General features: G+C 36.6%; 22 protein-coding genes and 1 pseudogene. 1 reads left to right on the forward strand and 22 read right to left on the reverse strand.

Features of this window, described 5'->3' with window-relative positions:
* Positions 1-1,884, reverse strand: a complete 1,884-nt coding sequence (locus ACESOD_RS00780; RefSeq protein WP_373093434.1) for a hypothetical protein — start codon at positions 1,882-1,884, stop codon at positions 1-3.
* 380 nt (positions 1,885-2,264) lie between these two features.
* Between ACESOD_RS00780 and ACESOD_RS00785 the strand changes: the two genes are divergently transcribed.
* Positions 2,265-3,113, forward strand: a complete 849-nt coding sequence (locus tag ACESOD_RS00785; protein WP_373093436.1) for a helix-turn-helix domain-containing protein — start codon at positions 2,265-2,267, stop codon at positions 3,111-3,113.
* Between the two features lie 43 nt (positions 3,114-3,156).
* Here ACESOD_RS00785 and ACESOD_RS00790 read toward each other — a convergent pair.
* The 21 genes and pseudogenes from ACESOD_RS00790 to ACESOD_RS00890 form a co-directional block, all read right to left on the reverse strand.
* Positions 3,157-3,598, reverse strand: a pseudogene (locus tag ACESOD_RS00790) (helical hairpin domain-containing protein); the annotation flags it as partial.
* 204 nt (positions 3,599-3,802) lie between these two features.
* Positions 3,803-4,438 carry a hypothetical protein gene (locus tag ACESOD_RS00795; protein WP_049505099.1) on the reverse strand — a complete coding sequence of 212 codons (636 nt, stop codon included), beginning with the start codon at positions 4,436-4,438 and terminating at the stop codon, positions 3,803-3,805.
* A 538-nt stretch (positions 4,439-4,976) separates the two neighbouring features.
* Positions 4,977-6,314, reverse strand: coding sequence for an ISLre2 family transposase (locus ACESOD_RS00800; protein ID WP_373093438.1), 1,338 nt, complete (start codon positions 6,312-6,314; stop codon positions 4,977-4,979).
* 109 nt (positions 6,315-6,423) lie between these two features.
* Positions 6,424-6,750: a hypothetical protein gene (locus tag ACESOD_RS00805; protein WP_373093439.1), complete on the reverse strand. Its 327-nt coding sequence runs from the start codon at positions 6,748-6,750 to the stop codon at positions 6,424-6,426.
* 20 nt (positions 6,751-6,770) lie between these two features.
* A complete protein-coding gene (locus tag ACESOD_RS00810) occupies positions 6,771-6,989 on the reverse strand; it encodes a hypothetical protein (RefSeq protein WP_373093441.1) in 219 nt (72 codons plus the stop codon).
* 24 nt (positions 6,990-7,013) lie between these two features.
* Entirely contained in the window at positions 7,014-7,289 is a 276-nt protein-coding gene (locus tag ACESOD_RS00815; protein ID WP_373093442.1) for a hypothetical protein, read from the reverse strand.
* Positions 7,286-8,104, reverse strand: coding sequence for a ParA family protein (locus ACESOD_RS00820; RefSeq protein WP_000701737.1), 819 nt, complete (start codon positions 8,102-8,104; stop codon positions 7,286-7,288). Before ACESOD_RS00820 ends, ACESOD_RS00815 begins: the two co-directional genes overlap by 4 nt.
* 123 nt (positions 8,105-8,227) lie before the next feature.
* Positions 8,228-8,818 carry a hypothetical protein gene (locus ACESOD_RS00825; RefSeq protein ID WP_373093444.1) on the reverse strand — a complete coding sequence of 197 codons (591 nt, stop codon included), beginning with the start codon at positions 8,816-8,818 and terminating at the stop codon, positions 8,228-8,230.
* Positions 8,819-8,832: 14 nt separating this feature from the next.
* Positions 8,833-10,173, reverse strand: coding sequence for a CHAP domain-containing protein (locus ACESOD_RS00830; protein ID WP_373093445.1), 1,341 nt, complete (start codon positions 10,171-10,173; stop codon positions 8,833-8,835).
* Between the two features lie 15 nt (positions 10,174-10,188).
* A complete protein-coding gene (locus tag ACESOD_RS00835; RefSeq protein ID WP_001107250.1) occupies positions 10,189-10,440 on the reverse strand; it encodes a hypothetical protein in 252 nt (83 codons plus the stop codon).
* 19 nt (positions 10,441-10,459) lie between these two features.
* On the reverse strand, positions 10,460-12,409 hold the full coding sequence (locus ACESOD_RS00840; protein WP_373093447.1) for a virulence factor: 1,950 nt from the start codon (positions 12,407-12,409) through the stop codon (positions 10,460-10,462).
* A gap of 10 nt (positions 12,410-12,419) precedes the next feature.
* The gene (locus ACESOD_RS00845) at positions 12,420-13,067 is read right to left on the reverse strand and encodes a hypothetical protein (protein ID WP_373093449.1); all 648 of its coding nucleotides are present in this window, start codon (positions 13,065-13,067) and stop codon (positions 12,420-12,422) included.
* Complete coding sequence (locus tag ACESOD_RS00850; RefSeq protein WP_006154524.1) at positions 13,067-13,375, reverse strand: DUF5592 family protein; 309 nt, start codon at positions 13,373-13,375, stop codon at positions 13,067-13,069. Before ACESOD_RS00850 ends, ACESOD_RS00845 begins: the two co-directional genes overlap by 1 nt.
* 147 nt (positions 13,376-13,522) lie before the next feature.
* Positions 13,523-13,804, reverse strand: a complete 282-nt coding sequence (locus tag ACESOD_RS00855) for a BRCT domain-containing protein (protein ID WP_373093451.1) — start codon at positions 13,802-13,804, stop codon at positions 13,523-13,525.
* 8 nt (positions 13,805-13,812) lie between these two features.
* On the reverse strand, positions 13,813-15,852 hold the full coding sequence (locus ACESOD_RS00860) for a pLS20_p028 family conjugation system transmembrane protein (RefSeq protein ID WP_373093453.1): 2,040 nt from the start codon (positions 15,850-15,852) through the stop codon (positions 13,813-13,815).
* 123 nt (positions 15,853-15,975) lie between these two features.
* Positions 15,976-16,476, reverse strand: coding sequence for an LptM family lipoprotein (locus ACESOD_RS00865; protein ID WP_134805412.1), 501 nt, complete (start codon positions 16,474-16,476; stop codon positions 15,976-15,978).
* A gap of 82 nt (positions 16,477-16,558) precedes the next feature.
* Entirely contained in the window at positions 16,559-19,687 is a 3,129-nt protein-coding gene (locus ACESOD_RS00870) for a VirD4-like conjugal transfer protein, CD1115 family (RefSeq protein ID WP_373093455.1), read from the reverse strand.
* 4 nt (positions 19,688-19,691) lie between these two features.
* Positions 19,692-19,937, reverse strand: coding sequence for a hypothetical protein (locus ACESOD_RS00875; RefSeq protein ID WP_373093457.1), 246 nt, complete (start codon positions 19,935-19,937; stop codon positions 19,692-19,694).
* Between the two features lie 171 nt (positions 19,938-20,108).
* Positions 20,109-20,546 (reverse strand): single-stranded DNA-binding protein, encoded by a 438-nt coding sequence (locus tag ACESOD_RS00880; RefSeq protein WP_373093459.1) that lies wholly within the window; start codon positions 20,544-20,546, stop codon positions 20,109-20,111.
* Between the two features lie 76 nt (positions 20,547-20,622).
* Positions 20,623-24,900 carry an SspB-related isopeptide-forming adhesin gene (locus tag ACESOD_RS00885; RefSeq protein ID WP_373093460.1) on the reverse strand — a complete coding sequence of 1,426 codons (4,278 nt, stop codon included), beginning with the start codon at positions 24,898-24,900 and terminating at the stop codon, positions 20,623-20,625.
* A gap of 21 nt (positions 24,901-24,921) precedes the next feature.
* Positions 24,922-25,728 (reverse strand): LPXTG cell wall anchor domain-containing protein, encoded by an 807-nt coding sequence (locus tag ACESOD_RS00890; RefSeq protein ID WP_049504542.1) that lies wholly within the window; start codon positions 25,726-25,728, stop codon positions 24,922-24,924.
* Between the last annotated feature and the right edge of the window lie 9 nt (positions 25,729-25,737).

A 25,737-nucleotide genomic window follows, 5' to 3' on the forward strand; every position in this document is an offset into this window, starting at 1 on the left:
CTATTCTGTTTCCTTTCTATATGGTTTACTAATTATAAATAAATTATTTTCATAAAATAAATATACTTTTATAAGATTATGGACTGATATAAGATCAGATTCAAATAAAAATTGTATTTCATCATTTCCCACACATTTTTTAGTAATCACAGGTGGTAGAATACCATTAGTAATTAAACCAATACCACATCTCACTAAACCTTTGAATTCATGTAATTTTATATTAATCTTTAATGTCTTATTATCTTCTATACTATTTTCAATATCAACATTAATTAACTTATCCATATTCCCTAAATCTTGAATTTGCCCACAGTTATTACAAGAAAATATAATTCTCTTATATGAACTATCCATGGTTTTTTTTAATACTTTTCTAGTAATCTCAAAATTGCAGTATGGGCATCTATTCTCAATAGTTGAAATATCTGATACATAAAAATGCATACTGTATTTTTCTGATAATGGTGAATAGGTTGTTTGCTTACTAGTAATTATCTCATTCAAAAAAGATTCTATTAATTCACTTCTTTTTTGTTCTAAATTAGCTAATTTTTTTTGATATTTTTCAGCTTTATCTGTAAAACATAGAAATTCCTCGGTCATTTGCGAGAGCCCTAGAGAAAGATTCTCCACCTCTCCCATTAAATTTTTCAAACTTTTATTAAGACCACCATTCAAAGATAAAGTGTTTGATAGTATACCAAAATCAACAACGCTCTCTTTTGGAATTGTCACTACATCAATCCTTTTAGGAAGAAATGAATTCTCTCCCATTAAATATATATAACCATCTTCAATTATCCAAGATATCCTCTCCTTGTAGGATAGAGCAAATTGTTCATAATTCAAGGGTAGTTTACATTTACCAAAGTAAAATCGATTTGCATTCTCTGTATGACACGATATATGATTGCCTTCAAAACTATACTCACAATATGGAGACACCTTTAATATATTCTCGCTAGAGCCAATTAAGTTATACCTAGGAACATCTACTGTCTTGTTTTTTAAATTTTTGTTAATTATTCTGACTATTTCATCGTATTGAAATCCAAAATAGTTCAATAAAATAAACCACGTACACTCTGAATATCCATTTTCTTTTAGCCCTCTGTAAGTAATAATAGTATCAACATTTGATTTCATTAAATCATCTAAGTATGATTTCCCTGATATCATAGTTCCAAAACAAGACGCCAAGAAAATTACCTTGTTTCTTTTCGAATCTAAAAAATTAGCCAATATGGTATCACCACTATCTATTGCTACAGCTTTTGATACCAATTTTTCTTGACCTAAATATAGTAAATTTCCATTACCATGAACGATTGCAGATAAATAGTTGATTTCTTTTAAATTACACAATTTCTCAAACACATCCCCCTTACGATTTACAATCTGAAAATCTTCTCGAGATATGTCTTTTATTGATGAATCAAGCATATTTAATATCATATTAGTTTTACCTAAAATTTTATTTGGATATAAAAATTTTGCAATTAAAACTGATAATGCCTCTAAATCATAGGCAACTAGGTATGTAATATTATATATTGATAATCTCATAATCAAGCTGTCTAAATTATCTGACATTGCATGTTCACTGATAAATATGTAATGCTTATTCTTATTTAGCAGAGCCTCTGTTTCAATTTTCAAAAATTTTGCTCCCGTACATCGTGATAATGCATATGCAATAGCATAATCTCTAGTATCTGCATACAAAATTTCTAAATCCAAACTAGATATATCTCGCCTCACTCTATCATCTAAATTAAAGTAATCTAACTTTCCAGTTTTCGAGTACAAAATTAAATCTTCACACTCAGCTAATTTTGATAAGTAATCAGTTTTTTTATTTGTGATAATAACTTCTTGCATAATAGATATCCTCTAAGAATTACGTATAAGATTAGTAAGTGTGTTTAGTTATAACTAAACACACTTACCTGTACAGGTAAGTGTGTTTAGTTATAGCAGATTGAACTTAGAATAGTACACTACAAATTCTAAAACATTTTTAGAAATTGATTTGACTTTCCTAATCTCTTTGTTCATATCTTATTTCAATCAACTATATAACTAAACACACTTACCTGTACAGGTAAGATTCAACCTCCGACTATAATGATAATATCCATAATCAATAACAATACTGATGTAAATTTTAAAAGTTTTTTCATACTGAACCTCCCTTTATTTTTTTATTTATTGTATAATAAATAAATAACCTTTGAAATTTTGTTGGGAAAATGGGAAATATGAAATCAAAACTTGGTATAACACTCAGAAAAATTCGAAAAGGAAAGCAAATCAGTTTATGTTCAATTGCTGATAGTAATTTATCTAAATCTCAAATCTCTAGATTTGAACGGGGAGAATCAGAAATCTCTTGTATTCGACTAATCAATATTTTAGATAAATTACATATAACTTTGGATGAATTTATTATTCTTCATGACAATAATTCTACTAAAACTGGATCATTCGCTAACTTGGTGCAATATATTCGAAAACACTACTCCACAAAAAATTTTGATAGTATTATTGAATTACTATCAAAATCTTCAAGTTATAACTTGGGTCCTTATGAAAAGACAATGGTAAAATCGATTCTCTATACGACAAATAAAAATTTTCTCCCCTCGGACGAGGAGTTATTACAGCTAACAGATTATCTTTTTAAAGTTGAAAACTGGGGTTACTATGAAATTATCCTATTAGGTAACTGTGTAAGAACAATTAAATATAACTCCTACTTCCTATTAACTATAGAAATGTTAAAAAATTATATCTATTCAACATTAAATAAGACAAATAAACGGCTTGTTACACAATTAGCAATCAATTGCCTAATTGTTAGTATTGATAATGAAGAATTTCAAAATTGTAGTTTTCTAATCAAAGAAGTAAAAAAATTACTAAATAATGAATTGAACTATTATGAACAAACCGTCTTCTTATATACGTGTGGGTATTTTGAATTTAAGCGCAATCCTGCGAACGGAATCGAAAAGATGAAACAAGCACTTCAGGTATTTGAAATTCTAGGAGAACATAATATAAAAGCACAGTACCAAGAGCACTATAACAAATATATTAATCAATAGCATAAAGATAGTTAATCTTTAACCACCATAGGATTAGTTCTTGTTATTCCAATAGTATTTCTATACTAAATTTTTTATCAAAATCCTTATCATTCAGTACTTTTACAAACATTTTCTAGCTTTTTTACTAATCCCTCATACTCATCAAGATAATGCCCCAGTTCCTCTTGCAATATTCCTATTTCTTCAGTCACTTGTTCTAGTGTAATGTACTCTGTTAAATTCAGTTTTGAAAAGTCATACCTTGCTAGTTTTCGACTACTCAGATCATCACTCTTCAAATTGATAAGCACTTCCGCCATCTTGTTTAAGGTGGCGATTTTTTCATTAGTTTGAGTTAGTTTAATATCTAGCTCTGCTATTTCTGCGACCAGTTCGTTTTTAATGTCCTGATGCTTCTTATCTGTCTCAGTTAACTCAATCAAGAGGTTAATCTCAGTAATCTTTTTCTGTAAACTTTCAACTGTTGGTCTTCTGTATGGTATAGTAGATTGAATTTAAAATAGTACGCCGCGATTGCTAAAATATTTCTAGAAATAAAATTGACTTTCCTAATCTCTTTGTTCACATCTTATTTCAATCCACTATATTTTATAAACTAAGCAACTATATCTCATCAAAAAAAGGACAAATAAAAAAGCCACCCACAAAAAGTGGATGACCCAATAATTATCATATCAATATTTCCATTAAGACGGCCAGTTAACCTTTCTAACTTTAGCCGTCTTAAAGCGTTTCTTGTCAACAAGTTTCAGTTCTATTTCTCTACAATTTGTAATTAAAGTGTCATTGATTTTAAGACTTCTTGGAAAGTATTGATTTCCTTGTTCATGTGATAATTCAATAGTATAACTAATACCATTACTTAATTTGAAGACCACAAAATAAATATTATCTCTTCTAAATCGTGTGCCAACTTTTCTATTCAAAATACCATCCGTTGTATAGAATTTACATTCCATCACATGTAACATTTGATAAAGCAATAATGTCCCAACAATTTTGAATTTATTTTCGTTAAACCATCCATTATCCGCCTTATTTAGACGCTCCAATGTCCAATCATCCTTTAATCCTTCAAAAATAGTCCCTGCATTATTAGTTGGCAAATTAACATGATGACCTCTTGATAATCCTAATAGATGAGGAATAGAAGAATTTGGGACGGAAAGAACAATTTCAGGATAGTCCTCCATATTTGTCTGATAAACGTATTTATACTGAGAAACATATTTCTCAATTGTATTGGCCATGCAAGACATATCGACATTGAGAATATCAATCTCTCCATCAAAGGTCTCGAGCCATTCCAAAGTATATGTCATTCTAATTTTCTCCTAAAAAAGAGAAGGAAGCAGGAGCTTCCTTCTCTTCCACGTATTGAGTTTCACCTCACGCTAGATATGCCCTCTCTATTCCTCAAGGGTAGGCAGTCCTGCTATTCTTTTTCTCAACAAACAGTTTGAACTGAGTGCGGAGCCCACAGGCGGGTGCAGACCATATCCACTAGCCCACAAGTAATTTATAATCTTTACTTACTCCTATTATACGTGATAACTCCTTATTTGTCAACACTTACGTTAGCTCTGTATGCGGTAGAATTTTTTAGAATGCCTAATTCCATATATTTTTCAGGAGAACATCACCGAGTTTAAAAAAAGACTGAGTAAGAAGGACGAGTTCTTACTCGGTAAGGCGAGAAGTGTTAGCGCACTTTTCGTCTTTTTTATTCGATTAATTTAAGTAAATTATAACACATTTTTACATACCGTGCAAGCATTTTATGCTTGATTGTAGCACAAAAAGACCTTTTTTTACAAAGGTTATTGTTACATAACTTTTTGCATACTTTATTATATACTTCTATTGTTTTCTGAAGTAGGATAACCTTTTACTATCATGGTAACATTGATATCTAGATGTATTTTCTTTACCCGTTTTACTCATTCTTTTTTTAATGGTATAAGCAGAAACTTCCTCTAAAGAAATAAATTTTTCATAATCTTCTCTCCAGTTACCAAAGAATAGTTCTCTCAAAGAATCCTCATAATTCAAAACAATTATCCGACTCATTGTTTCAGCTCCAGCAAGTGTCCAGTACATTCCTCTTTTTTTCATTCTATAAGTTACCTTACGATGCTGACTCTCCATTATCCCAATTCCTGCATGACTGAATCCTCTTTGTTCGGCTGGTTTAGTGTATTGGAAATTTCTCAATATTTTACTCTTGAACCTCTCAAATGACTCTTGTTCTTCTTCTGTTTCGATATAACTTTCAGTCGTATCCAGAACAGTTCGCATTAACTGCTTATCATGTTTCTTAATCGCCTGGAAAGCTCTATCTAATAGTTCTTCAGAGTAAAATTTTAAATAATTCTTCAACTCCTTATTTACATGGTACTCATCCCAAAAATGTTCGTGTCGTTTAATTCGCAAAATCTTCGCAATTTCTTTGAAAACATAGGGTGTATATCCATGACCTCCATCAGAGTTCGTAATCAATAAAGTCTGATTCGTAACTTCGTAATTATTTAATAGATAATCAATTACCTGCTCCCTCACTAAGCGATTGTCAAGACCAATAAATTCCTTTTTGTCCTGGAGTTCAAATCGATTGCTGCCAACTTTATGACTTCCTGTATGAACTACAAAATGGGATAAATCGTAATGTTTATTATCCTTCTGTGGATTACGTGCTTTAACCATCACACCGTCGCCCTCAATATAAATAACCTGGGCTTTTCTTTTGATAACTTCTTTCCCCTCTTCGTAATATCGATAGGCTTCTCTTTTCTCTAACAACTTCTCACAAATTTTTACAGCTTTTACTTCAATTGGCTTTGTGATAGAGATGTGATAAGTCAATTGGATTACCTGAGTTACTTTATCATATGGCATTAAAGTAGATAATTTAGCTACCTGATACATAAATTCCCAGGAGAAACGGACATTCTTCTGAAGTCCTAACTTTTCATCAACTGGAATTACCCAATGATCTCCTTTTTTCCAACGTCTTCTTCTGAAAGTAAACTCACCAAATGTGAAAGCGACGGTACGCTCCATAGAATGAATACAGGTATAGCCCTTTGCTTTCATGACTGGAATCATCTTCTCATCATACTTAGAAACAAAGTTATAAAATTCTTTTGCATTTTGAAACAGCAATTGATTTTTTAGTTCTCTCTCATCAAAGAAAGCCATTCAGAATCCTCCCTTATTAAAATTATGATTATTTTAATAAATTTTAACCTAAATGTTCAAATAATCCTTTGTTCTGTCAAAAAAAGAGCCTATCTTTTCAGATAAACTCTTACTTGTCATACCAGGGTATCTCTTTCTTACTAAAACAGGATTTGCTCATTTCAATAGTAGCTATCCCCATAGGAATCAAAATAACACTCCATAAAACCGTCACAATTCCATCTGCAATAAAGGAAAAGTCCCCTGTAAAGTGAAGCCCAAAATACAATAATAATACAACTGGAAGGAAAGCTGGAGCAAATTTTAAAACGGCCAACCCTAAAACAATTATAAACACTATACTAAGCCCAAATGTTTTATAGAACACATAGATTGCTATAGCTCCGATAAAAATAAAGAACAGCTGAACAAGTCTTTTAATATCTACGAAAATCATTTCAATTACATCCTTTTTTGCTATTTTTCCATGCAAAGTTCTTGGTTTTGACTTTTTGAAATCACGTCTTCTTTTAGCTTTTGAAATTTGTTAATTAATTCTTGATCTGTCAACTTTTTCTTTGCCTCTTCCTCTTTCTCTCTCTTTTTCTTCATATCATGATTGTAATCTTTCTCTGATTGTGGTTCTTCATCGTCATTGTCATTTTTCTTCTTTGTTTCTATACTAAAATCTATCATTTAAAATTATCCTTTTCTACTATCTCATTGCTTAATTTTTCTCTGCATCTTTTCCCATTCTCTTATAATCAGATTCTCAAGATAAGATGAAGCTGATTTTTCACCATGATACTCTACTAAAGCATCTAACATATCATATCGAACATTATGGTGCAGAGAGAAAGGAAAACGTTGCTTTTTGTTATAGCTTTCAGGAGACTTTCTGGCCTCCTGATTTTGTTTCCTCGACGAACGAGTCTTTTCTCTCTTTGGTGTACTTTGGAATGTTTGTTTTACTTGTGCGAATCGATTCTCTGTCATGCTACCTCTCCTTCTAACACACTCAAAATATTTTCATATACGTAGTTTATATTATCATAAAACTTTTGATGTGTCTCTTGTTGGTTAGCTGTCATCTCTTCATGCTGCTCAAAGACACTCTGACTGATCACAAGACTTTTGGCCATGAGCTCTTTCTCCTGGATAGAACCCAAGTAAGCCTGATCTTCTTCAACAACTTCTAAAAACTGTTTACAGGTGTCTGTGACATTGTTTCCAACGTACTTAATCTTATTTCCGATAAGATAAGGTTCTGCTTTAACATAGCTTTTCTTAGTAATAACTTCGATAGCTTCACTCTTAATGAAGTCTACAAAATTTTTCAAAGATAACCAAGCACGAAAACCATTAAGAGAGGCATCAGAAACAGCCAAGACAATATCTGACACAGCTATAAAATTTGCTGTAACTAAACTCTCATCATTGTGCGTATCAATCAGAATGACATCAAATTGCGCTTCTAACTCTTCGTAATGTTCGCTAAACCACATAAACAACTGGAGATACTTGTTGTTTCGACTAGCAAGATCTAACTGCTCATCTGTCAAACGCTCATCACCACAAATCAAACTGAGATTTTCTGATATTGGAACAATCTCATACTCTCCAGTCGTAAATATATCATAGACGGTTTTCTCACATTTTACATCAAATGTTCTTGTCAAATTGCATTCCCAAGCTCCATCAATGAGTAGTGTTCTAAGCCCCTTAACACGTGCCAACCAATCCCCTTCATTAAAGGTATCTGTAGTCTTACCACCGCCACCTTTTCCTAAGTTTGTAGTTTGAATCTTCATGATTTCCTCCTTGGATAATTATATATTTTATTATATAACTTTTTATATACTTAATTATACCTAAAACTACTTTTCTTGTCAATATAAAAGCACAAAAAGTTATATAACTTTTTGTGCAACTTGTTATCCGTATGTACCACCTATATTTCCACCAACATAGGCTTTTAGCTGGATTTGTTGAATCGTAGTATTGAAATTTCCAACGAAATAGCTGTTCTCTTCTCCATTTTTAGTTAGAACAACTAAAAATTGAATAACATCATCTGATTCAGTTGGCATCACTTCCAATTGTTCAGGTTGAAAATCATACTGATTCGTCAGAAGAGCCATCGCAAAGGTTTGAACCATCGCATTCTGTGTCATAGATAAATGATTCTCGATTGTTCCCTTGACATTTGGCAGAAACTTCGTCTTTTTTATATCTGCTACTGCTTCTTCAAAGGCTTTTAACACTTCCTTTTTATCTTCCAGTGCTGCCTCTGCATAGGGACGTTCTAGTTTTAGCTTAGCTGTCCGATAATGCTTTTCATCTGCTGTTTCCTCTTTGGAAGACGGTTCGTTTTGAGCAGTTCCTGAAGAACTCACCTGAGCTGTTTCCTCTATTTTGGTTTGTTGAGATGGTCTGAAACTCGACACAATCCCTATTCCTGCCAAAATCAATAGAATGCCTACTACAATCGATACAACCATATTCTCCTTTATCCAATCAATCATCTCATATACTCCTTTTAATTTGAACTTAATTTAGCTTCTCGGTCATCAGGATAAGCAAAAGATATTTCCTGTTCTTGTTGTTGTGATTTAGTCCAAATACGATAATTCCATGTATATGGAGTTTTGAACTGATCCCAACCACTCAGAGGTGTATTTTGCTCTACAAACAAGATGGAGCCATTCTCGAAAACATGACATACAATACCAGTATGACCATATCCTCCGCCCCCTACCTGTGTAGAAAAAATAGCGCCTTTTTTAGGTGTAGTCTTAACTGAGTTTCCAAATATTGCAGCCCACGCTGCTGCCTGATCTTTCCCATCGCCTTGTACGGATCCAGAATGGCCCCATAATTGATTTCCCAAGCTAATTGTAAGATTCACACATTGACCAGCATACTCGTCGCTTCCAGGATTATACCATCCTGTAGACTTAGCATAGTCCATGCCTAAGCTCTTAGGATCAATAATGAATGGTTTCAAGCTATCTGGTAAGTCTTCTGGTTTATACCCCCACGCAGTCGCATCTGAAGGGACAGTTCCCGTTCCATCGGTACTGCTACCTGATTCTCCACATCCACTGTTTTCAGCTGAAGAAGACACCGCACTATCTGAAGAACTGACATCTTGTGTACTGGATCCTTCATAAGGTTTCTCACCATGAGCAGCAATAGCTTCCTTATCAAGCCACTGATACTTCGTACCTAGTTTTTGGTACATATCAGTTAGTTTGCTCTTATAAGTGCCATCTGTAGCCCATCCACCATCTGCTATGGCAGATAGGCTAGCAATACCATTTATATTGTTTATAGCCCCTTTATAAAGTGTCTGGTGAGCCATAAACTCAGCTTTCCCTACAATCCCTGCATCATAGCTAGAGAACCAGGTATAAGCTCCTCCTGTGCCATCTCCTACATTTGCTCCAGGCTTTGTTCCTGTTAAATCAACACTATCTTCACCATACGTCGCAAGAGTAACTGGAAAATTATTTTTGCTCGAGGTTTTAACACCTCCCATATTGTGAGCTTTCCAGAAGGAAGTACCATTAGGATTCGTAAAATTGAACCCATTCTCTATCATTGTTTGAGTGATAGAGGCTGAAGGTAGGAAACCTCCTGCCTTCCAAGACAAGATATAGGCTTCCTTATGCTTTTTTACAAAGTCATCGATGGAACCATCAACTGAAGAAACTGTTGACTCGCTAGTTGAAGATGTTGTTTCTACGGCACCACAATCATTTCTTCCATTATTGCTTACAGCTCCCATTATCCCAACTAACATGGTTATCCCAACATTGACAATTAATAGAAGGACTACAAGAGGGATGAGGATCTTCAGTTTAATTATTTTTTTCATGGATACCTCGCTTATCTACCACAATCCTAATATTGTCCGCAAAATTCCATAAAAAACTAAAAATACAATAAACCCTATACCTATTTTCTTGAGACCGTTCAAAAACTCCTTATCTCGTTCCTTTTGTGCTTCCAGACGTTTTGGATCTGATTCTCCTTCTGAAGCAAAATAATCTCTTTCTTGTTTCATGCGATATTTACGAATCAACACATATTGATCAAATCTCTGCTTAGTCCTTGCAATCATTCCTAGTTTATTTTTTGCCATACTGGTTTACCTTCCTTTCTTATTCAATACCACCATAGCGCTCGACTTCAGGAGCTAACAACTGTTGGTTAAAGACTAGATTTCCAACCCCTGCAATGTTCATGAATAACTGTCCTTTCGCCAGACGAGGCAAAGTCTCTAGTTCAGACTGATTCATTGAACCAGATAAGGCGTTAGCTAGTAGAGGAACACTGGTTTCATCTGTCTGGGCAAAAACTCTATATTGCATCAGACCAAAAATCCTCTGAACAGCAGTCACATACGGATCCTTATGAGTACCGATACCTGTCTCAAACAGAATCCCACGTAGTGAATTAACAGACAATACAACACCAGCAAAGTTTTCCCCCATTGTATCGATCATATCAGCTAGGAGATTCACACTACTTTCATGCTTTGGATTAATGAGTGTCTGTGCCCCACTAATATTAACAATATAGTGTTGCATATCCATCTCCGTTAAGTCAGGCCGTTTCTTCAGTAGTTGCTTACAACGTTTTCCGTTATTAACAATATCAGCAGAGACAAGTGAAAGAACAGAGAATATTTGAACATTTAACAAATGAGGGGCGTTCTTCAACCCTGAGAAGTCAAATGTCACAACTTGCTCTGAAGAGATATCTTGAAACTCTGTTGTTCCCTCGAAAATTTCTGCGTTTGTTGTCAATAGCTCGTTAAATGTATTGTAAATACGCTTAACGGCTTTGATTTCAGCCATATCCATGCTAGAACTTTGTTCCAGTCGACGTTTGTAGGCATCCACAAACAAAATAAAATCAGACAGAATAGGATACTCTTCCTTCACAATATCCGTCGCTTTCAGTTTTTCTGGATTCAACGACGGATTTCGAGCCCACAAATCTTCCTCAATATAAAACTCATTCAGAAGAGTTCCAAATGTGATTAAATCGTCTCCTGTCACTTCATTATTCAAGAGTTTATAGATACTCTTCAGTTTCTCGATATGAAGGTTGTAAGATTTCTTCTTATCGATTTCAGTTCCTGCTTCATTGGTTACTGTTGGAAATACCTGGAAGATATTGATACGGTTAGCCTCACCTGATAAATCAAGAATCAATCCATGTTGTTTTCGTGTATGATCAAGAAACTGGCCAGTAGCATCAAAGTTACGAATATAATGACCCTTTGCATAGAGACCGTCTGTATGTTTCATAAGAAAAGATCGTTGTCCCATCTTTGGATTTCCAGATAGAATCATAAAGGATCGTGTTCTTTTCTCGTCACGTTCTAGAAAATTAAAATTTACTGCTCCGTTCGTTGGAGTCCATCCAAGATAGAAGCCTTTCTCATCTTCTAGCTTCGTATGATTAAAGAAATATCCACCAGCTATTGAGTGAGCTGGAGTAGGTATCCCTCTTCGATGATTGGGCAAATCAATCTGATATTCAGCTGGAATAAATGGGGCGTGGTATTCAAAATCTAATTCTCCTGATAGAATAGTGGATTTGAATTTCGACGTTTTGTCTTTGACTTCTTCAACTCTCTTAAATAATTCTTCTTTTGTTGATGCAAACACAAAGACACGAATATACATCCCATACATAGCTATATTCTGCTTATCAATTTCACGGCTTAGTTTATTAAGATTGTCAATTTCATCTAGTTCTTTCCGATTATTGGTTAGTTTGCTATTGTTTGTAATCCGTGTTGACTTCTCTTCAATAGAGTCCTCAATCTCTTTTTGAAGCTGTCTATTATCCTCCTTGTACAGTGACAGGAAGGAACGTGTCCCAGGAATCAACAACAATTCAGAAAGCCAAAAACGATCCATTCCTTCTGTTGGATATTCATAATAGTGCAAGACTGTGTGATATCCATCTCCACTTATCCAGGAGCGGTCATCCTTTTGAAAATCAATATTTCCTTGCGGTTGAATCTGGCTAAGAAAGGCAAGGTCATATCCTTCATTTTTTAGTTGTCTTTGTCTACGTTTTGATAAATCAGGCATGCTATCCCTCCTACACTTTCTCATTCATATTGTTGTATTGCTTTATAATCTGAATTTTCTTCCTGTAGCTGATATCTTGTGGAACAAAATCATTATTTCCATAGGTTTTTGCCTTACGAACCAATTCGTCCAATTCGCTTGTTGTAGGTGCAAATAGCCACAGTATAAACTCTGTATTATAAACTTCTTGTCGGATGCTTTCTTCAACTTTAATTTGGCTTTGAAGCCAAATTTCACGATCCTTGAGTTGTAAAAAACGTCTATCATTTACTGATAACTTGGACATATTTTGTCGCACTAAATCCAAATGATGACGCAAATCTGAAATTTGAGTGTCTGTATTTGTTGGCAAAGTTGTCGTCTCCACTTGGATATTCGGTCCAAATCGAGTCAACCAGGTTTCAAAATTTTCAATGGTTCTCATAACTTCGTTATAAGACATCGATCCTAAATCTTTACCTGGTATCTCCATCAGCTGCAAGTATCCATAATCTACTAACTGGATATAAGCCTGGCTGTTCGGAATGATTGATTTTACATCTAACAACTCAACGCAAGAATGTAAATCAAAATATTCCTGCGTTTGTTTCTTTGTTTCTTGAATACGTCCCAGAGGGCGTTTCTCGTTTTTTGAGGGTTGAATTTGTTTAATCGCCATTATGGTTTTCTCCTTCTGATATAATTCAAGCTAATATAACGTTTTCTTCTTCGTCTGAAGAAAAGAAACATGCTGTGCCAATTCTTTTTGCCACCGTTGGCAGGCAATACAAGATATAAACTCATAACTGGTGTCAACAAAATGAATGCGAACATCTGTATCCACTGGCTTTTAGGAAAGATCTTTAGGCCAACGCTCAAAGCGATTACTCCAGTAATTCCAACAAAAGCAATATCTAGGATAAGAAGTCCAATAATCTTGATTTTGGCATAGATATCTCTAGGTACACCGTATTTTTCACCGTACATTAATTTCTCCTTTACATTTGTTTTGACACTCACATTATAATGAATAATCGAAAATATCTTTTAAAGGGACAATAGCATTTTTGCCATTATCTTCTAGGAAATAATTGCACAAAAAGTTATATACTTTTTTATACAATAAAAGAAGCCTCAATCTTGAGACTTCTTAACTAAATCAAAGAATGATTCTTCAGAAAGGAAAGTGATAGATTGACCGTCTGATATTCGTCTAAGAGCTGCATCATGCTTTTTAGACCGTTTATCTGGATCAAAAAGATTCAACTGCTTGTGTCCTAAAACCAATATATCTGTCCGAGAAGATACATAGCTTTGCACGACAGCTCCTTTACTTTCCAAAAATTGTATGGCTTCCTCTCGAGTTAGAGGACGTAGACTTCCTGTGATAACAATGTTCTTCCCTGTTAGATCCATAGTTCCGCCTATTCTTCTTCGTCCTCACTCTCAGCACCTGTGATATGACGTCCTCCCTGCATACGCTGTCCTGCTTGTTGCATTTGTTGGTTCATGTAATTCATTTGATTCATACTCTGTTGAAATTTTTGTTGAGAAGAATCAGGCTGTGCTGGTGGTTGTGTCGATTCTGAAACTGGTGCCTCTGCAGGTGGATTTTGATCTTGAATTGGGGACTCCATTCCTTCAGCTGAAGGAGTTGAATCAACAATAGGTGCATCCGTTGTTCCTGGATCGATTGGTGGCTCAGGAATGTCAACTGGTCCAAATTGATCAATTCCAGGAACCGCATCGTTTTTCAAAGCGTTATAGGTCGCATTTTGAGCAGAGGCGGCTTTATCATCCAAGTTATTTAAAGCATTGCCAACTGCACCTTTCGTATTTTGCATGGCTTCAAATGCTTTCCATTCTGCTAAATCAACCATATTACTTACACCACCTTTGGCCGCATTCATCAAGCCCTGGTCTTTTACAGAGTTCAAAGCACCTTGAATACCACCTCCAGTTCTTGCAAGGCTATTCCCCAGAATCTGACTTCCTTTAGACAGGGCATCTGGAGCTTTTTTAGCCATATCCATACCAAATTGACCAAGCGCCATACCCCCATTAAAGACACCTCCTGCTCCAGCCGCAAAGGCATTGCCCATCATCATAGCTCCGAGCAGTTGTTGAGCTGTTTCACTATGACCCGTTGAAACTCCAAGCCAGCGCTCGATCATGGCCACTCCTTGCATGGCTGCAAAGAATACCCCCACATAGACAAAGGCAGCTGCGAGACACTGTTCCCACATGTTCAGCCCATCAAAGAATCCGCCAGAAAGCTTAGATACTGCTGAAACAGATAGGATTGGCAAATCTCTGAAAATCTCAAGTGTTACACGCATAATGATAACTTCAAAGAAAATTCCTGCGAAGGCACCACCAATCGTTCTTAACAACTCTTTGTATTTCTTTGAGTTTGATAGGGAGCTATAACCAAGAATCGGAGAAATCATTGCTTCAATCAGAATATCAAAAACTGATTTGACGAGCTTAATGATCATGCTGACCAATAGAACAACAAGGATAATATACTGGAGGAACATCCCTATCCAGTTGACTTTATAGCGCATATAAACGGATTCAAAAGCACTCAATTGATTAATGACTCGGTGTTCTGTAATACTTTCAACTCCAGTATTATTGGAATTTAACTTATGTAGGAACAATCCTTTAATTCCTGCTACTTTGTCGTTTTTCTGTATATCATCTAACATTTTTGGATTTGTCGTACCATAGTTTGCTCCAAAATCAATCTTGGTCGCAAAATCTGCCGTATCACGTTGGTCAGAATTATCCGTGATATTATTGACAGGGGTAGAACCCTCCTGAACAGGCTTGATATAGCCATAATCATCCATTGGAAACAACTCTGTAGAAAAATCTTTGTATATTAAGACTTTTAGGTCTACCACATTATTTTTCATAGGTTGAAGAGCCAAGGAGGAAGTTGGTTGACTACCAGATGGCGCTTCACTGGAGACTGTCTGGATAGACATGGCATCCTGTGCCACTGCTGTTGCGATGGTGGTCAAAGCTAAAGGCAAAACCGAGGTTACTGCAGTTACCAAAAGGAAATTAATAATCACCCCCTTATACTTTACTGGCTTAGTAAAGACTCCTACGACGATCGACACAACCAAAATCAGAGTAAACAAGGACGTTCCTAATATCTGAAACCAGTAGAAAAATTGACCAATGACTGTCTTCTGATCCCCCAAATATCCGAAAAGCCCAAAGAGCTTGAACATATTATTAAAAACATGTTCTAGGCTGGAAGTGATTTGATAAAGAGCCTTGGCAATCCCTCCTGGCAAATAGGCTAGAAATGCCATAAATGCAGGAGTCGGTTCTAAATAGTTTCCCCAGTAGGAATAGAATTCCGCCAGTTTTTTTGCATTCTCGCCTGTGATTTCACCATTGAGATCCTTGACCTCATTCATCAAATCTGAAAAGGTTTGATAGTGCACTAAAGGTACCTTCTTTCTTTTTAAGATACCCCTATCATATTCGATAATAACAAAATCGTTTTTAAAGGGACAATGAAATTCTGACAATAAAAAAGCCTCAAGTAATTGAGACTTTTCTGTAAGTTAATCTGCTGTTCCATTAAAATCATAGAAAGCATTGTCTTCTTTATAGCCACGACGTAGCTCAATGATTCGGATTTTTTTACCACCCTCGGTCAAGACGACTTGATAATAAGCCTCTGCTTCTTCAGGCTTACCTATATCCCTATAATCAACAGCGATTGTAAAAGTGTCTTTTCCTTTCAGTTGACTTTCTAAACTAACAATAGTTCCCCTGAAAGAGGCTGGAATCGACTTTACTTGTTCTTCTGAAAGCACACTGTAGTTAATACTTTCACCGTCGTTATTTGAAATAGTTCGCTTTTCTTTGTCAAATTTTAAGGTAGTTCCTACTCCACCTTTAAAATCAAGACTCTCATAACCATCTTCTTGTGAAAAGCCTGTATAGCTATCTTTTAGCACATTTTTAGCAATAGAATCAGGTGATTTTTGACCACAAGCTCCAAGTATAATCAAGGCTAAACCTACTAAAACAATTCTTAAAAAGTACTTTGCTTTCATCATTTATCTCCTAACCATTGTTTATTTTATTATAGCAAACAGCTTTTTTTCTTGCAAGTGTTTATATAACTTATTGTATATCTTTTTAGATAACTTCATCCGCAAAGAAGTCGTCTCCATCATCATAATAATCATAGTCGCCTTGAATGACATTAGCTACAGTTGCCTGAAATAGTTCATCTGTGGAAGTAAATGATTGGGATTGTACCTTTTGTCCTTTACTATGACGACCTGATAGTTTAGGAGTTTCTCCATTGTTGCTGAGGAGAGGCATGGTCAAACGTTGCCTCCAGTCTATGATGTTGTTGAAGGCTATACCTGCATCAACTGCGATCTCCTGAAGTTCTAGCTCACGGTGCGCACTTTCGACTGGAATATCCGCAAGAGTCATCGATGTATCAAACTCCTCTTGTAAAAACATGTACTTGTAAGGGAAGCTCGTCTTATCATGTGCGAAGATTGGATCCGTTGTGACCTTACGTCCAACATTATCCCTTCCCTTGACTCCACGTAAGATAACCGCTTCTCCTTCCTGGAGCTTGGCCAATTGCGTTGGTGTCAACAACTCTTGTTTTGGATTCTCGACAGCTACATTTGGATTGGCTTCGTCTAGGATATTGCTGGAGCGCCGTCTTCTGGTGATGGTACGTGTACCTAGGTCAGCACTAAATTTCTTATTGGTATCTGAAGATGTTGTTTTAACATAAACCTTCAATGAACAGTTGTCCATAATGGTTCGAGCAACATTTTGGCCGTATTTATCATCCAATTGCTCCAGATTTTGAATCCATAGGTAATAGAGAATGTTTTGTCCCAATCCAATAGATATTTTTGTATCCATGTGAGGAATCGCAGGGATATTTGTAAACTCATCTAAGATATGGAGAATCCGATTAATACATTTACGACCACTTGAGAGAGCAAGCTCATAGTTAGCATTGAATAGCTGATCTAAGAATAACGAAACAATCCCATTATACTCTGTTCGGTTTGGCGGTGTTACCAGGTAAATGACTTTCGGTTTATCTGAATAGACCAGTTCAATATCCGACTCCTGAAGAAGATTTTGGGTATCTTCTTTATTCTTAAGGACGGTTATATCGATATGATCTAAAATCGGCTTCTTGGTATACTCATCTAGTTCTAGACTATCTCCGTTTCTTCGATAGACTTTTTCAGCTGAAAATTGAAAGATTTGATCTCGAACAGGGGAATGCCCATTGTTCTTATGATTGAAATCAATCGTTACCGTAAACTGATCTGGAAGTTTAGGCTCAATGGCATAAGTAAGATAGCCTTCCCCGTCAACTAAAGCCGTCGCTTGCTTTATATAATCGACTTGCTTTTCGACTTTACCCCACTTCTTCAAGCCTGTAATGGTTACTTTAGCAGTTTTGTGCTTGAACTCATTTTTAAGTTGACTATTGGTGCTTGATCTCAACTTGACAGACAATCGACGTGGGAAGCCAACAGACTCTAAATCAATAGAGTTTTTAGAAGTCAGTTTGGCCACGTTGTCTTGCAAGAACAGGTTGATTCCTGTCATCATGCTAGAGTAGACATTCCCTTTAGTTTCGTCACCACCAAAGTCCGAAGCACGAAATTCGATATCAGCCATTTGTCTAAATTTCGAGAATTGTTGTTGATTGACTTGTCTCAAATTATCAAAATAGACTGTGATTTTTGACTTTTTCGATACTTGTTGTTCTCTGCTTGGATTCTCGACGATTTCTCCAGCACCATCTACAAAGACTTCTTCAGACCCCATTGTCGCCAAGAATTTCGCAACGTTAGGGATCGTAATGGTATCCCAGGCATCGTCTTCACCATTTTGAACAGTTTCATTAGCTCGATCCATCAAAGCCATTGTAAGAGCATTAAACAGGGATATAGAAGACTTACGGAAGTATTCAGCATTTCCCTTCTCTCCACCTTTTTGTTTCGGATAAATGGATTCTGCGACTGCATTGACATAGGTTTGAGTTTTCTCATAGTAGCCCTTCTTTGCGGCAGCGATGGCTAGAGCTAGCGGATTGAAGGACATAGACCAATCCATATTTTGGAAAGAAAGAACATTGACATCATAGTCACGTTGCCTCATGAGTTTGTAGGAGGCTTGATAATGTTCCCCTTTCGGGTCTGCTAGTACCATCGATGGCTGCAATTCAGCACGACTGTTGATTTCAATTGCTGGAGTAATATGACCTTCACCCTTACCTGAACGAGTCATCCCAATTCCTAACAGATTCGTCGGCTTATCTTCAATGTAATAATATCCAGAAGGAAAAGCTAACATGCCTAAAATCCGCTCCGCATTTGTCACGTATCGGCTCATTTTTCTATTTTGCCATAACATTTGAGTTCTCAGTGTTTGTCCTGCTAAATCATGAGTCAGTTCATGAAGTACAGGAGCTCCACCTTCACCTGGATAAGTTAAATCTTTATTGGGGATCTTTTTGTATTGACGACGAATTTCATCAATCGTCACAAAACGGTCATCTCCTTCTTCATTGTTGTTATAGTCTCGAAACTGCTCGAAGTTCACCCAGGCAGATTTCCAGGCAATCACTAAGCCCAATAAAAAGATTGGAAATGCTAAAATAGGTGCTATCAAGAAGACTTTAGCATTCAATAAACTTTGAAATAAGAGGCTGTTTAAGTCAAAGTTTACGGCCTTACTAGCATCTTTAAAGGACCAGGCACTAAAATAGAGAAAGCGAATTGTGGCTCTCAAAATAGTAACTAGGTAATTGGTTAAGATAAAAGCAATAAAGCTAAAACCTAATCCCATATAAACGAAGCTGCGATAACTTTTAAAATAAAGAATCGGTTTCATTTCTTTATCAAATCGTTTCCGTTCTCGTTTAACAAAAGGGAGAGTGTAGAACATCCTGAAGAAAATATTCCAAAGGATGAGAGAGACAAGCGCCAAGAGTTTAGGTATGAATGACTTCATCCAATTGAACAACCCTCTAATTGATTTGAACCATACTTGTTTCCAATCAATTTCTTTACGATTTTTCCAACCTCTTTTTATTGTCTGGCTTAAACTAGTCTTACCTGCTAATAACCTTTGATAATGTCTTAAAAAATACGGCTGGAAGAGTTTAAATAGGTAATAACCTGTGCCTCCTAGAAAAAAGAAGGTATTGATCCAACTAGCTCGAATCAGTTGGATAAGGGTATAAAATACTACTTCAAATAACTCAAACAAACTACTACCCCCTTACACCTTCCAAAAACCATTCTATTTTTCGAGTATAAAAGCTCGAAAAGAGAAATATGTGAAACTGTAGCCTTGGAGAGGCTTTCTCATAACGGTTAAAATAGTCTTCCAACCATTTCTCTCCATCCAACTGAAGAATATTCAATCGACTGGATCGACTTTGTTCTAAGTAATTGGTCACCTGAAGAGATTCCGCAATCAATTCATCAGACAGATAATTGTATTTTTGTCTTGCCATTGTTGCACTCCTTTCTTATTATCTCTTAATTCCTCTCTATTCTAAAGGATAATATCAAATTCTTTGTTAAAGGGACAAAAGATATTGTTGTACCATAAGTTATATAACTTTTTATACAATAAATAAACCACAAAAAAAGCACACAAGTGTCCTTGTATGCTTTCAATCCCTTTAGAACGGGGAATCCACATCTATTGGTTCAGGATAGGATGGAGGATTAGAACTTGGTGTCGGCTGAGAAAAGCCCTGTTGTTCTTGCTTACGTCGGTTAGATGCCTCCTTATTTTCAAGGAAAGTGATTCCTCCTTGTTGGTTTGGTGAAATAAACTGATACGTCCGACGTTGATCTTGTTCATCGTTATATGGTCGTTGGATAATTTCTCCTTTTAAGAGAATTGGAGAGCCCTTAGATAGGCTCTGAGCCATCAATTCCGCTTGTTTTCCATAAACTTGTACATGGAAGAAACTAGAGATTGGTTTATTTGTATCATCAGTCATGCTCGAATCACAAACAAATTCAAATTTGAAACTGACGTGACCGTTTGGAGTTCGGCCCACTGCATCATTTGGAATGAATGCAACACGTCCAGAAGCGATAAATACTTGCATTTTTTCTCCTTTCGATAAAGACCACAAGAGAGTTATACCCCAGCTTGTGGTCATTCTTCCATTTTAATTCATCAAATTAGTTTTCTTTCGACTTACGAAGACCTGCAAGACTCAATAATCCCAAAATCATTCCCACAACTGGAAGCATGCTTGCTGCTGATCCAGTGTTTGGTAGTGATTGTTTTGGTTTGCCCGGTTCTTCAGGTTTTGGTGGTTCTGGAGTATGAGTTGTTACTTTCGCTACCATTTCTTGTCCATTTACGATATTAACAAAAGTATTCTCAACTTCTCCAGCCGCAATACGCTCAACTTCGATGTAGAAGTCTGCATCAAAAGTACCTTTAACTCCCAGAGAGTTTAGGAAATCTTGATTGATAACGTAAGACCATTGACCACCTTTGGCATCCCACTTAACAGTCACAAGTTTCTTGATAAACTCTGAATTAGTACCTTGGTTGAACTCAAATGTAAAGGCATAAGAGCTACCTTTGGCAATCTTATCTCCTGCCTTAATCACTTTACCATTCTTCAATGTCACATCATAAGGTAACACAAGCTCTTTTTCTGCTGTGTATTCTGTACCCTTGATGATACCCTTCCAATTACCAGTATATCTGTCATGCTTAGTATCAAGCTTATCCAAACCGTCATATTGGTACAACATATGGTGTCTTTCTGGAATAGTTGCACCATCAAGAAGGTACTGAACAAAATCACCTAGCTGGACTTCTTTGCCATCAAGGACTTTCTTGCCAGTTCTATCAAGTGCATGTTTTTCTGGGTGTTTTGGTTTAGGTGGCTCTGGTGTACGAGTAATAACCTTGGCAGTCATTTCTTGTTTATTGACAATATTGATGAAAGTATTCTCAATCTTATCACCAGTTTCAATACGCTCCGCCTCGATGTAGAAATCTGCATCAAAGGTTCCTTTAACCCCTAGAGAGTTTAGGAAGTCTTGATTGATAACGTAAGACCATTGGCCACCTTTGGCATCCCACTTAACAGTCACAAGTTTCTTGATAAACTCTGAATTGGTATCTTGGTTGAACTCAAAGGTAAAGGCATAAGAGCTACCTTTGGCAATCTTATCTCCTGCCTTGATCACTTTACCATTCTTCAGGATAACATCGTATGGCAACGTTAGCTCTTTTTCTGCTGTGTATTCTGTACCCTTGATGATACCCTTCCAATTACCAGTATATCTGTCATGCTTAGTATCAAGCTTATCCAAACCGTCATATTGGTACAATGTATCATGTTTTTCTGGAACAGTTACTCCATCAAGAAGGTACTGAACAAAATCACCTAGCTGAACTTCTTTGCCATCAAGGACTTTCTTGCCAGTTCTATCAAGTACATGTTTTTCTGGCTTAACATTTGGAACTTCAACTGTTACAAGATTCGACTGATAGCTATTCCCAAAATCGATCTGTTTAAAATCGTTCTTCACGATTTCTCCCTCTTTTACTAAGAGTTTCGCTGAAAGATCAATCGTCACATTTTTATTTTGCTTCACGTAATTGTTGTAGAAGCTCGCAGAGTCTTTCGCAACCCAAAGATAGAATTCACCTTTAGGTACCAAGTTCAATTCTTTCAAAATATTATTGATAGCATCCGTACGCCCAGCATCTGAAAGAACATGATACATATCAAATAGGTTTTTTACGTCTTGTCCTACAGCAGTCATCTTGATTTTACTGTGGTCAACTGTGAAGGCTTTGTCTTGAACATCATCCAGGATTCCAAACTTCTTACCAAGTGCCTGCGCTGAAGCAAGAGTTTTGGTGTATGGACTGTAATCTGTTGTCAAACGGAAGGTCACGTTGCGGTCAAATGTTTTAGCTCCATTGATATCCTTGCCAGAATGATCTAACACAGATTTGACTGGTTTTGGAGGTCTTGGAGTGTAGTTCGTAACAGTATTTGAGAAAACTTCATAGTTATTCACTAACACTTTATAAGTGTTGTCATAGAAGCCCTTGTCATAGATTGGTTTCCAGGTAATCACAGGAGCTTCTAAGTGCTTCCCTTCGTAGGTTACAGTAAAGGTATAAGTGTTCTTTCCTGTATCATAGGCAACGCCCCATCCTGCTTTCTCTGCAGCTGCCTTTGTGACAGCTACATCAGGAACAGCACCAGCTTCGAGTGGATCAATGATGGTAATCTTGTCTCCCTTTTTAAGGTTAGCATAGATATTATCATGATGCAATGTATAAAGCTGAGTAGCATTTTTAGCTACTGTTTGCCCATCTGTATTCGTTTTATCTGTATCAGATACAGACTTGCGGACAGTAGGTTTATACTGCAATTTATAACCGTGATAGCTTGCGGATAACTTCTGATTTTTAGTTTCAGATAGAGTTTTAAGAGTCAATGTTGGTTTGACTGGATTCTTTGTATCAACCAATTCAGCTGATACAGGTTCAGTTTTGACAGGTTTCACAGTTGTTTTTGTGATAATTGCAGTAGCTGGAACTTCAACAACTGGAGCTACAACCTTAGTATTCAAAGCAAACCAGTATGTCTGTCCTGCTGGTGTTGCAGAGCCATCCCATTGAGCAAAATCAGTAGTGAAATTAGTACCTTCAGTAAAGACACCGAGTGCTGCTCCCTTATATTGATAAGGAGAGTCAGAAGTATCCCATGTAACTCCTACATTTTCCTCTGTATTGTAGTTATCAGCATAGTTGTAACCATCGTTTTTATGGTATGTTACAGTTGAACCGTTAATCTCAACATTTTTACCATTAACTGCTCCAGCACCTTCCCAACCAATTTTGTTATAGTTAAGAGATGAATAAGTTATACTTGCTGGAGTTTTTTCTGAAGCAGTGAACACTACTTCTTTACCATCAACATTGTAATAATAAGTATCAGTTACTCTAAACTTCATGTAATCAGAAGTATCACCAATACCATCATTACGAGCTACAACAAAGCCTTCTGTTGGATCGTTCAAGACGTATACATCATTCAATCCTGTCTTTCCTTGATTAAGGATTTCAAATTTTCGATGAATACGAGAAATAGAATGTTTTGAACCATCTGCAGTTGAAACAGTTAAACCTTTTAAACCTGTATAGTCAATTTCAGTTTTCCAGCCGTTACCAACATCCTTATATTTTAAAACTTTGGTAGAATCAAGAATACGACCATATCCTGAAGAACCACTTGAGGAAGAAATATAACTTGTCGTTACTACTGTTGAACCTGAAGCAGATGACTTCACTGTTGCTTCAGGATTAGCTGTTGCAAGACTGAGAGCCTGTAAGACAACCTCTTTTGTGAACCCTTCCGTACTTGTTTTAGATTGAAGTTCATTGTATTTCTTCTGCCAGTCTGCTTGTGCTTTCTTAGCTTTATCATAAGCTTCTTGGTTTTGTTTCCCAATTTGCTTCGCTTCATCAGCTGAAGAAACTTCCTGTTTTTTAGAAGTTAAAAGTACGCCAGAATTTTTCAAATCAGCTGATTTGCGATCAGCATCTTGATTGACTTGATCACTAGCTTTCTTCTTCTCTGTGTAGGCAGCCATGATGGCTTTGTTAAGCTCCACTTTGCCTTTTGCAGTTGCAATAGCTTGGTCATTTAGTTTCTTCAGTGCTTCTACTTCTGCAACTGATGTTACTGTACGTGTTGCTACACTAACAGTAACATCGTTCTTTTTCAATTCAGCAGTTGCAGTGTCTACTGCTTTGTTTAAAGAAGTAGCCTGCTGGACAGTAGCATCATACTTAGATTTTTCACCCAGGTATTTTGTTACTGCTTGTTGGTTATCTGACAAGACCTGTTTAGCTGTTTGAGTAGCTTTCTTGTTTTGGTCTGCTGAACCATCTGTGGCAGTCGAACCGTCATTCGTCACTGTGACAGTTGTTGCCCCTTCATGCTTGGCTTTTTCATCAGCTACAAATTGATTGTTAGCGTGAATAGCTTCCTGTGCTTCCTTGAAAGCTTCGTTGTTTTGAACTTGTTTTGTAGTTGTGGCTTCAAGTTCCTGAACTTGCTTATCCTGATCATCTTTGATTTCAGACTTAGATTGTTCAAGACTAGATGAAGTAGTGTCTGTACCTTTGTCAACATTTGGTGTTTCAGATACAACTACTCCAGCTTTTTTAGCCTTGTCAGCAGCCTTTGTGACTGCTCCATTATCAATCGCTACAGACTGGCTTCCTGTTGTTTTACCAGCTTGTGTAGCGTATGCGTTGTTGTCGTTTTTGCTTTCAGGCTGTACTGCTTCATCCGCAAATGCTGAACCTGCAGAGAAGGCTACAAAACCTGCGATTGCAATACCTGATGCTAAACCTTTAGCCCATTTTTTCTTACGGAAATATCCGTGTCCTTTTGTTTTTTCTGTCATATTTCTTTCTCCTTCACTTAATTAAAATAATTTCTTCTTGTAGAAGTAGCCAATTGCTGTCAATAACATTCCACCGATTGCAGCTAGGAAACTTTTTTCTGTTCCTGTGTTTGGTAAAGTCACCATTTTACCATCTGCAGTTGAAACACTGATGGTCTTGTCTTCATTCGTAACACCTCCAAGTGCTTCAGGAGCAACTACAGAGCCATCTGAAAGGACAAGATTTCCATCTTTAGTGCTGACAATGGAATCACCTGTACTGGTTTGAACAGGTGCTTTTGTCACATCATGAACCACCTGACCTGTTGAGCTTGAAGTGGTTCCAATTTGTGACTTCCCTTGCTGATTCGCTTGATCAGTAGTTTTTGGCTGTTCATCTGGAACACCATCTAGGCTACCTGCGTTATCCTTATCTTGCGCCTTATCTGAAGGCGCTGGTTTATCAGCTGGCACTCCGTCAAGACTTCCTGCGTTGTCTTTGTCTTGTGGTTTATCTGATGGTGTTGGAACACCATCGAGACTACCTGCATTATCCTTGTCTTGCGCCTTATCTGAAGGTGCTGGTTTATCAGCTGGCACTCCGTCAAGACTTCCTGCGTTATCCTTGTCTGAAGGAGCTGTCGGATCAACTGGAGTAACTGAAGGCTCTGTTAACTGATTTGCTGGAGCCTCTGTTTCTGTTGAAGCGCTTGGTGCTGTCGGCGTAACAACTTCTGTCGCTGGAGCAGAAGAATCGATTGGTGCAATTTCGTCTGCTGATACATAACCAGCTTGTGCAAGTACGATTGTTGAAAGAGCTAGTGTAGCTAATACTTGTTTCTTGTTCATTGTAATTTT

The organism is Streptococcus oralis (genome assembly GCF_964238205.1).
GTDB lineage: Bacteria > Bacillota > Bacilli > Lactobacillales > Streptococcaceae > Streptococcus > Streptococcus oralis_CZ.

What these genes read in the sequence shown, in the direction of transcription:
- ACESOD_RS00830 (WP_373093445.1), bottom strand. Translation starts at nt 10,173, where the DNA reads ATGAAAAAAATAATTAAACTGAAGATCCTCATCCCTCTTGTAGTCCTT.
- ACESOD_RS00825 (WP_373093444.1), bottom strand. Translation starts at nt 8,818, where the DNA reads ATGATTGATTGGATAAAGGAGAATATGGTTGTATCGATTGTAGTAGGC.
- ACESOD_RS00890 (WP_049504542.1), bottom strand. Translation starts at nt 25,728, where the DNA reads ATGAACAAGAAACAAGTATTAGCTACACTAGCTCTTTCAACAATCGTA.
- ACESOD_RS00820 (WP_000701737.1), bottom strand. Translation starts at nt 8,104, where the DNA reads ATGAAGATTCAAACTACAAACTTAGGAAAAGGTGGCGGTGGTAAGACT.
- ACESOD_RS00840 (WP_373093447.1), bottom strand. Translation starts at nt 12,409, where the DNA reads ATGCCTGATTTATCAAAACGTAGACAAAGACAACTAAAAAATGAAGGA.
- ACESOD_RS00785 (WP_373093436.1), top strand. Translation starts at nt 2,265, where the DNA reads ATGAAATCAAAACTTGGTATAACACTCAGAAAAATTCGAAAAGGAAAG.
- ACESOD_RS00865 (WP_134805412.1), bottom strand. Translation starts at nt 16,476, where the DNA reads ATGATGAAAGCAAAGTACTTTTTAAGAATTGTTTTAGTAGGTTTAGCC.
- ACESOD_RS00880 (WP_373093459.1), bottom strand. Translation starts at nt 20,546, where the DNA reads ATGCAAGTATTTATCGCTTCTGGACGTGTTGCATTCATTCCAAATGAT.
- ACESOD_RS00805 (WP_373093439.1), bottom strand. Translation starts at nt 6,750, where the DNA reads ATGATTTTCGTAGATATTAAAAGACTTGTTCAGCTGTTCTTTATTTTT.
- ACESOD_RS00845 (WP_373093449.1), bottom strand. Translation starts at nt 13,067, where the DNA reads ATGGCGATTAAACAAATTCAACCCTCAAAAAACGAGAAACGCCCTCTG.
- ACESOD_RS00835 (WP_001107250.1), bottom strand. Translation starts at nt 10,440, where the DNA reads ATGGCAAAAAATAAACTAGGAATGATTGCAAGGACTAAGCAGAGATTT.
- ACESOD_RS00875 (WP_373093457.1), bottom strand. Translation starts at nt 19,937, where the DNA reads ATGGCAAGACAAAAATACAATTATCTGTCTGATGAATTGATTGCGGAA.
- ACESOD_RS00810 (WP_373093441.1), bottom strand. Translation starts at nt 6,989, where the DNA reads ATGATAGATTTTAGTATAGAAACAAAGAAGAAAAATGACAATGACGAT.
- ACESOD_RS00850 (WP_006154524.1), bottom strand. Translation starts at nt 13,375, where the DNA reads ATGTACGGTGAAAAATACGGTGTACCTAGAGATATCTATGCCAAAATC.
- ACESOD_RS00780 (WP_373093434.1), bottom strand. Translation starts at nt 1,884, where the DNA reads ATGCAAGAAGTTATTATCACAAATAAAAAAACTGATTACTTATCAAAA.
- ACESOD_RS00800 (WP_373093438.1), bottom strand. Translation starts at nt 6,314, where the DNA reads ATGGCTTTCTTTGATGAGAGAGAACTAAAAAATCAATTGCTGTTTCAA.
- ACESOD_RS00815 (WP_373093442.1), bottom strand. Translation starts at nt 7,289, where the DNA reads ATGACAGAGAATCGATTCGCACAAGTAAAACAAACATTCCAAAGTACA.
- ACESOD_RS00885 (WP_373093460.1), bottom strand. Translation starts at nt 24,900, where the DNA reads ATGACAGAAAAAACAAAAGGACACGGATATTTCCGTAAGAAAAAATGG.
- ACESOD_RS00855 (WP_373093451.1), bottom strand. Translation starts at nt 13,804, where the DNA reads ATGGATCTAACAGGGAAGAACATTGTTATCACAGGAAGTCTACGTCCT.
- ACESOD_RS00795 (WP_049505099.1), bottom strand. Translation starts at nt 4,438, where the DNA reads ATGACATATACTTTGGAATGGCTCGAGACCTTTGATGGAGAGATTGAT.